The organism is Camelimonas fluminis, assembly GCF_014656355.1.
GTDB lineage: Bacteria > Pseudomonadota > Alphaproteobacteria > Rhizobiales > Beijerinckiaceae > Camelimonas > Camelimonas fluminis.
Window position 1 is genome coordinate 1 of the sequence record NZ_BNCG01000133.1, and the last position, 1,454, is coordinate 1,454.

Annotated in this window: 2 protein-coding genes; one reads left to right on the forward strand and one right to left on the reverse strand. The window is 57.7% G+C overall.

The genetic code is table 11. The features are described 5' to 3' along the window. Positions 1–230: 230 nt before the first annotated feature. The gene (locus IE243_RS22795) at positions 231–968 is read right to left on the reverse strand and encodes an XRE family transcriptional regulator (protein WP_191321563.1); all 738 of its coding nucleotides are present in this window, start codon (positions 966–968) and stop codon (positions 231–233) included. Between the two features lie 12 nt (positions 969–980). Between IE243_RS22795 and IE243_RS24095 the strand changes: the two genes are divergently transcribed. Further along, entirely contained in the window at positions 981–1,187 is a 207-nt protein-coding gene (locus tag IE243_RS24095; RefSeq protein ID WP_373301742.1) for a hypothetical protein, read from the forward strand. Positions 1,188–1,454: the final 267 nt, after the last annotated feature.

Consider the following 1,454-nt stretch of genomic DNA (forward strand, 5'->3'; position numbering starts at 1 on the left):
GGTGGCCGATCTGAATTCCGTTGCCCATGGCTGGTTGCTCCATGCCGGTTGGCTATGGAGTAAATATGCATAACGCGTAATTCAATGTCAAACGCAAAATGCATAAATTATGCAGAACGACGAAATTGGGCGTCTCGTTGGCATTGCGCAAAACAGAGTCAGCCTTCCCCGAGCGAGGGCTATCTCACAATCGCTCACAGGCGGGTCAAGGAAGATTCAAGTGTGCCGCGTCAGTCGTTGACGTGACCATTACGGTGCTTATTCCACTGGCCTGCGCGTACGACCGTATGGACTTCAGCGGCCCATTCCACCGCGACATCTTCAATAAGCGGGGCGTTGACGCTCTCGAGGTTGAAAAACCCAGGAGCGCTACCCTTCCGGATTTTCTTCACGAAATATCTGCCATCAGCCAAGCGTAAAATGCACTCTTTTCCAATCAGCTCATTCGGTGGACGACCATCGCGGTAATAGCCAATCACGTCGCCGTCGTCATATCGCGGGTACATGGAATCGCCACGCACAACCACGGCTATGGTCCCCGGTGGAACAGGGAATGCTGCCTCATACTCCGCCATGGGGTCGCCCGGCGAGTGGTCGTCAAACCCAATGACTTCAGCTCCGGCGCCCACGTAGCCATACGCCTCAAGAATGTAGTTACCCGGATGACTATCGGGGTCGCCCTCACCAAAGGCAAGCCACGTGAGGGGAACGCGGAACGCTTCGGCATAAGCCTTCAGTTCGCTGTCACGAATTCCTCGGCTTCCATTCTCATGCCCGGCGTAAGTGCCATACGGAACGCCCAGCCGCTCGGCGGCAATCCTGGCGGTGCGAATGCCTCTGCGCTTGCGCGCCCATTTCAATCGTTCATGCCGTTCCATGTGCGCACATTGCATAATGAAGTTACGCAAATCTGGTAATTTTCGCTTGACCCCGCATAATGCGTAACGCATAACTAATGCATGATGCATAGTTTCTCATCCATGATCGAAGCCCTTGGCGGCACCGTTCAGTTCGCGAAGGACGTTGGATGCAGCGTCAGCACGGCCAGCTCGTGGAAAATCCGCAACTCGATCCCGCCACGGTATTGGCCGCGGGTGGTTGACATTGCGCGATATCACAGGGTGCCCGGCATTTCATTCGAAACTCTCGCAGGCCTGGCTGCGCAAAAAGAACGGAGGGCGTCATGAACGCCCCCCGTCCAAAGCTCGAGTGCCGTGGGAAGGGGTCTGCACCACTGACTCCCTACGGTCAGAGTCCCGTCTGGCGCGTGTGCGGGTCGAGAAAGACGCGTCACCTATCACCTGATCCGGGTTGCGCCCTCTCGCGCGCCCGCACGAGGCCCCACGCGGGGCGTTGCCTCCCTGAACTGGCCGGGGGCTTTCGCTCCCGGCCTCTTTTGGGGAGCCCGCTGCCGCTCAAGTCTGCCCAGGAGTTGAGCGGCAACGTCTCCAATC

Bases quoted from the DNA above. Each gene is read 5' to 3' on its own strand.
- IE243_RS24095 (WP_373301742.1), top strand. From the start codon at position 981: ATGATCGAAGCCCTTGGCGGCACCGTTCAGTTCGCGAAGGACGTTGGA.
- IE243_RS22795 (WP_191321563.1), bottom strand. From the start codon at position 968: ATGCATCATGCATTAGTTATGCGTTACGCATTATGCGGGGTCAAGCGA.